This window comes from Rhodococcus sp. 14C212 (assembly GCF_011058195.1).
Taxonomy (GTDB): Bacteria; Actinomycetota; Actinomycetes; order Mycobacteriales; family Mycobacteriaceae; genus Rhodococcus; species Rhodococcus aetherivorans.
Window position 1 is genome coordinate 1 of sequence record NZ_JAALEH010000167.1, and the last position, 5,467, is coordinate 5,467.

Here is a 5,467-nt window from a genome sequence, read left to right on the forward strand (position 1 = left end):
CAGCACGGGCGGGGGCGGCGGCGGAAGGAGCTGGCTCAGCTCGGTGGTGAGCCGCTGCATCCAGTCGCCCAGCTGGTCCCGCTGGCCGGCGTCGGTGACCGACCCGGAACGCTCCTGTGCCGACTGGAGCAGTTCCTGGGCGCCTTCGGTATCGCCGACGGCGATCCGCTGCTCGGCCTCCTGCAGTGTGGAGGTGGTGTCGATCCGGGCGACCGTCGACTCCGCCTGCTCACTGAAGACCACCTGCTTGACGCTCCACAGGGGATCGCCGGGTTCGGCCTGGTAGGAGACGGCGGTCGCGCCGCCCACGGCGATGGCGATCAGGGCTGCGGCACCGGCGATGGGACGGATCAGGCGAAGCTGGGTGCGGGAGCGGGACCGGCGGTCGGCGAGCGCGTCGCGGGCACCGATCTCTCGGTTGACCGCGGCGACGATCTCGTCCAGGTCCGGTTCGGAAGGAAGAGGGTCGGCGAGGATCTCGGCACGCCAGCCCGCGAGGAGCGTGGCCAGCTCGTACTCCTCGGTCGTCTCGGTGGACACCGGTCCGTCCCCGGAGATCGCGTCGATGAGGGCATCGTCACGGCGCACTGCCGCAATGTCCACGGGGGTGCCGTCGTCGGCGAGATCGGCGAAGAAATCGTCGTCCGCACCGTGCTTCCTACCCATTTCTCTCACCTGCTCTCGTCACTTCCTTCTTCAGTCGGGCGATGGCGCGGTGCTGCGCCACACGAATAGCACCTGCCGTACTTCCCACCGCTGCTGCCGTTTCTTCCGCGGACAGGCCCATCACGAGCCGCAGGATCAAGATCTCCCGCTGCTTCTCCGGAAGCGTGCCCAGCAACTGCTTCATCTGCCGGCTCGTCTCCGAGTTGAGCGCCTGTTCTTCCGGACTGTCGTCCAGCGACATCGACTCGGGTACCTCCGCGACCGGGTCCGCCCGGTTGCGGGCGGCACTGCGGTGCGCGTCGGCGACCTTATGTGCCGCGATCCCGTACACGAACGCCATGAAGGGGCGTCCCTGGTCCTGATACCGCGGCAACGCCGTCATCACGGCCAAGCACACCTCCTGCGCTACGTCGTCCGCGGAGAGCTGGCCACGCTCCGCGGATCCGACCCGCGCCCGGCAGTACCGGACGACCAAGGGCCGGATGGTCCTCAGAACCTGAGCGAGAGCCGTCCGATCCCCCTGCGCAGCCGCAGCGACAGCGGAGTCCAACTCCTCACCCATGACAGTCATCGATTGCGCAAGTCCTGGCGTTACAAAGTGACACGACCCCCCGGCCGGGTGTGCTTCCACTCGCAGTGGAACACCCCCAGACTAACGACACGACCGGACGGAACGGACGCACGGATGACTTCTAGGCCCGGATCGTTGCGAATCTCCCGCCGCGCCGGACGATGAGCGCGGCCGACTCGTCGCGCACGCGCCGGGCCGCATCACCGCCCCCCAGTCCGCCCCACAGCATCGAAGCAGCCCAGCGCAGCGGAACCAGACCGTGCGCGGTGCTGCGATCGAGCACGTCGAGGCACAGGTCCCGGGCGGGGGCGAGATCGGACTCGCCGGTCCACGAGGCGGCCTGCAACAGGTCGGACTTGATCAGGTGCCGGACCGAGCCGCCGCGTTCGGCAACTGCCGACGCGGCAGCGGAATGACGGCGGGCGGTGGCGAAGTCCCCGGAGGCGAGCGCGGTCTCGGCGGTGACCCAGTGCAGGCGCACGCGCTGGCGCCGGAACGCCTCGGCGTGGACGCCGCCCGCTTCGTCGAGACGTGCGGCGCAGCGGTCCAGCAGCCGGGCGGCAAGCCGGAGCCGCCCACACCCGAGGGCGTCCGCCGCCAGGCCCGTGAGGGCGTCGCAGTGAGCTTCGACGGCCGGGGGGCAGTCCGCCGGCGCGCCGGCGAGCGCCGCGACCGCCCGGCCGTCGAGGACGGATGCCTCACGATGCCGGCCGAGCTGACGCAACAGCGACGCCTCGGTGCTCGCCGCGAGGGACGCGAGCGCTCCGCCGGGGCCCGTGGCGCGGCGGAGCCGGGTCAGTTCCGCCAGGGCCGCGCCGTAGCGGCCCTGCCCGCCCAGCGCGACGACCCGGTGCCACGACGCGACGGGATCGCCGGCGAGGGGCAGGGGGAACAGGCCGGGCCGGGCGCCGAATGCCGCCGAGTCGAGTGCGGATGCGTCGGACGGAAGGGCGATGTCGGGCACGCGCCCATGATCGCACCGCATCTCCCCCTCCCCGGCGCGGAGGTGGTCCGCATTCCGGGAAATATGCATCGGGGGCGCATGAATTACTCCGAACGACACTTGTGCTGCATCCGGTTGAACATTGGGTTTACGGCCTGTTAATTGCGGACATGGCGCCTGTACGTAAACCTGCGCACGCCGCGCCCGCCGACCCCTGCATTCTTGTCCCCGAGGTCCGGACAGGTGCCCTTCTGCGCTGGCGACAGGGCATATAGTCCCTGATCCGGACCATTTCTGACACCGAACGGAGCCTTGCGCGGTGGAGGCGCACAACATCAAGACACAATCACGGATCGATCCCGAAGTAAATATTTCGGCGGTAAATTCTCGCGGATCGGGATATGGAAATTGCCACTCCGCGAAACTGTTGACTCCATTTCGGCGGCCCCTTTACGGTTACGGAGCCTGAATAATTGCTTTGGGGGGAAAGACCTTCCGCCCCGGTCCGCTCGCCCCAGGCGAGCACGCTGCAAAGGAGTACCCCATGCCTGCACCGAACCACTTGCCCGGACCCAACGCGGACGTCTGGGATTGGCAGATGCACGGACTGTGCCGTGGGGTGGACTCCTCGATGTTCTTCCACCCGGACGGGGAGCGTGGCCGGGCCAGGGCGCAGCGCGAGAGCCGGGCGAAGGAGATGTGCCGGCAGTGCCCGGTGATCGTGCAGTGCCGGGAACACGCTCTGGCCGTGTCCGAGCCGTACGGCATCTGGGGCGGCATGTCCGAGACGGAGCGCGAGATGTACGCGCGGCACCGACGACGGAGGGTCGCGGTCTGACCGGCCGCGACCCCCGGGACGACGAAGCCCCGCACGGGACGTTCCGTGCGGGGCTTCGTGCCACCCGGGCCACCGTCAGGCGCGGCCGGCCCGGGCGTTCGGATCGCTAGTGCGCGTGGCCGTGGCCGTGACCGGCCTCGGCCACCTCTTCCGGCTTCTCGACGACCGCGCTCTCGGTGGTCAGCACCATCCGTGCCACCGAGGAGGCGTTGACGACCGCGGACCGGGTCACCTTCACCGGGTCCACGACACCGTCGGCGAGCAGGTCGCCGTAGGTGAGGGTGGCCGCGTTGAAGCCGGATCCGGCCGGAGCCTCGCCGACCTTGTTCACCACGACCGCCCCGTCGAGGCCGGCGTTGCTGGCGATCCAGTACAGCGGGGCCGTGAGGGCCGCACGCAGCACAGCGACACCGGTGGCCTCGTCGCCCGAGAGCGAGTTCTCGAGCGCGTCCAGCTCGCGGGCGGCCTGCACCAGCGCCGAACCGCCGCCGGGCACGATGCCCTCCTCGACCGCCGCCTTCGCCGCGTTGACCGCGTCCTCGACACGGAACTTGCGCTCCTTGAGGTCGGTCTCGGTGGCAGCGCCGACCTTGATCACCGCGATGCCGCCGGAGAGCTTGGCGAGCCGCTCCTCGAGCTTCTCGCGGTCCCAGTCGGAATCGGTGGCCTCGATCTCGCGGCGCAGCTGCGCGACGCGGTTCTGGATGTCCTCCTGCGTGCCGGCGCCGTCCACGATCGTGGTGCTGTCCTTGGTGACCACCACGCGTCGGGCCGAACCGAGCAGGTCGAGACCGGCATCCTTCAGGGTCAACCCGATGTCGGAGTTGATGACGGTGCCGGCGGTGACGACGGCGAGATCGTCGAGGAATGCCTTGCGGCGGTCACCGAAGAACGGCGCCTTGACCGCGACGGCCTTGAGCGTCTTGCGGATGGAGTTGACCACCAGGGTGGACAGCACCTCGCCCTCGACGTCCTCCGCGATGATCAGGACCGGCTTGCCGTTCTCGGCGATCTTCTCGAGCAGCGGCAGGAAGTCGGGCAGGGAGCCGATCTTGTCGCGGTAGATCAGGATGACGGCATCCTCGAGCACCGCCTGCTGCGCGTCGATGTCGGTGATGAAGTACGGCGAGAGGAAACCCTTGTCGAACTGGACGCCCTCGGTGACGACAAGCTCGGTCTGCAGCGTCGAGGACTCCTCGACGGTGACGACACCGTCCTTGCCGACGGTGCTCAGGGCCTCGCCGACCATGTTGCCGATCTCCTCGTCGCGCGAGGAGACGGTGGCGACCTGGGCGATGGCTTCCTTGCCTTCGACCGGGGTGGCGGCGGCGAGGAGCGCCTCCGACACCTTCTCGGCGGCCTGGGCGATGCCGCTGCCGAGCGCAATGGGATTGGCGCCGGCCGCGACGTTCTTCAGGCCGGCCTTGATGATGGCCTGGGCGAGCACCGTGGCGGTGGTGGTGCCGTCACCGGCGACGTCGTTGGTCTTGGTGGCAACGCTCTTGACCAGCTGGGCGCCGAGGTTCTCGAACGGGTCCTCCAGCTCGATCTCCCGGGCGATGCTGACGCCGTCGTTGGTGACGGTCGGACCGCCGAACGCCTTGGCGAGCACCACGTGCCGACCACGCGGGCCGAGGGTGACCTTGACGGCGTCGGCGAGCTGATCGACGCCACGCTCGAGTGCCCGCCGCGCGGTCTCGTTGAACTCGATTTGCTTGGACATGTTCTCCGACTACTCCTGGAACGAAGGATCCGGAACGGATTCCGCCCCGGGTCCGAGACGGAACTCCGGGGCGGAATGCGTGCGGTTTACTTGGCGACGACGGCCAGCACGTCGCGAGCCGACAGGATCAGGTACTCCTGGCCGGCGTACTTGATCTCGGTTCCGCCGTACTTGCTGTAGATGACGACGTCGCCTTCCTTGACATCGAGGGGGATGCGCTTCTCACCCTCGTCGTCCCAGCGGCCGGGGCCGACGGCGACGACGGTGCCCTCCTGGGGCTTCTCCTTCGCCGTATCCGGGATGACGAGGCCGGAGGCAGTCGTCGTCTCGGCCTCGTTGGCCTGGACGAGGATCTTGTCCTCGAGCGGCTTGATGTTCACGCTCGCCACGATGAGCCCTCCACTTTCAGGGGTTCGATGGTCCGAGGACTCTTGTCGTCCTCGGACAGGGTTTGTTCAGTCACCACGGTGACTCCGCGCGCAGTCCCGTCGTCGCGGGTGCCGGAACACGCTCGGCGTCGACTAGCACTCTATACACGCGAGTGCCAGCGCTCAAGGGCAGTGGGTGCTGAGTGTCCCCGTGTCGCACCGAGCGTCCCCCCCGCTCCCCCCGACGGCCCCTCGCCCGGGCGGTCCTCCGATCGACAGCCCCCGCTCGACAGCGCTCGCTCGACAACGACGGGCGGCGGCCGCCCGCACCCAGCCAGGAGCTGGGCCTGTCCGCAAC

6 protein-coding genes are annotated in these 5,467 nt (G+C 69.0%); 1 reads left to right on the plus strand and 5 read right to left on the minus strand.

Annotated elements, in window-relative coordinates:
- The 3 genes from G6038_RS30130 to G6038_RS30140 form a co-directional block, all read right to left on the minus strand.
- The coding region (locus G6038_RS30130; protein WP_240918883.1) for an anti-sigma-D factor RsdA at positions 1-666 on the minus strand (666 nt) is incomplete at its 3' end.
- On the minus strand, positions 659-1,237 hold the full coding sequence (locus tag G6038_RS30135; protein WP_100058157.1) for a sigma-70 family RNA polymerase sigma factor: 579 nt from the start codon (positions 1,235-1,237) through the stop codon (positions 659-661). The genes G6038_RS30135 and G6038_RS30130, both read right to left, overlap by 8 nt.
- Positions 1,238-1,358: 121 nt before the next feature.
- Entirely contained in the window at positions 1,359-2,201 is an 843-nt protein-coding gene (locus tag G6038_RS30140; protein ID WP_165042523.1) for a hypothetical protein, read from the minus strand.
- Positions 2,202-2,724: 523 nt separating this feature from the next.
- On the opposite strand from G6038_RS30140, the gene G6038_RS30145 reads away from it, so the two are divergent.
- Positions 2,725-3,018 (plus strand): WhiB family transcriptional regulator, encoded by a 294-nt coding sequence (locus G6038_RS30145; protein ID WP_029544792.1) that lies wholly within the window; start codon positions 2,725-2,727, stop codon positions 3,016-3,018.
- Positions 3,019-3,124: 106 nt separating this feature from the next.
- Here G6038_RS30145 and groL read toward each other — a convergent pair whose 3' ends face one another.
- On the minus strand, positions 3,125-4,741 hold the full coding sequence (gene groL / locus G6038_RS30150) for a chaperonin GroEL (protein ID WP_165042525.1): 1,617 nt from the start codon (positions 4,739-4,741) through the stop codon (positions 3,125-3,127).
- An 86-nt stretch (positions 4,742-4,827) separates the two neighbouring features.
- Positions 4,828-5,130 carry a co-chaperone GroES gene (groES, locus tag G6038_RS30155; protein WP_003938034.1) on the minus strand — a complete coding sequence of 101 codons (303 nt, stop codon included), beginning with the start codon at positions 5,128-5,130 and terminating at the stop codon, positions 4,828-4,830.
- Positions 5,131-5,467 lie beyond the last annotated feature (337 nt).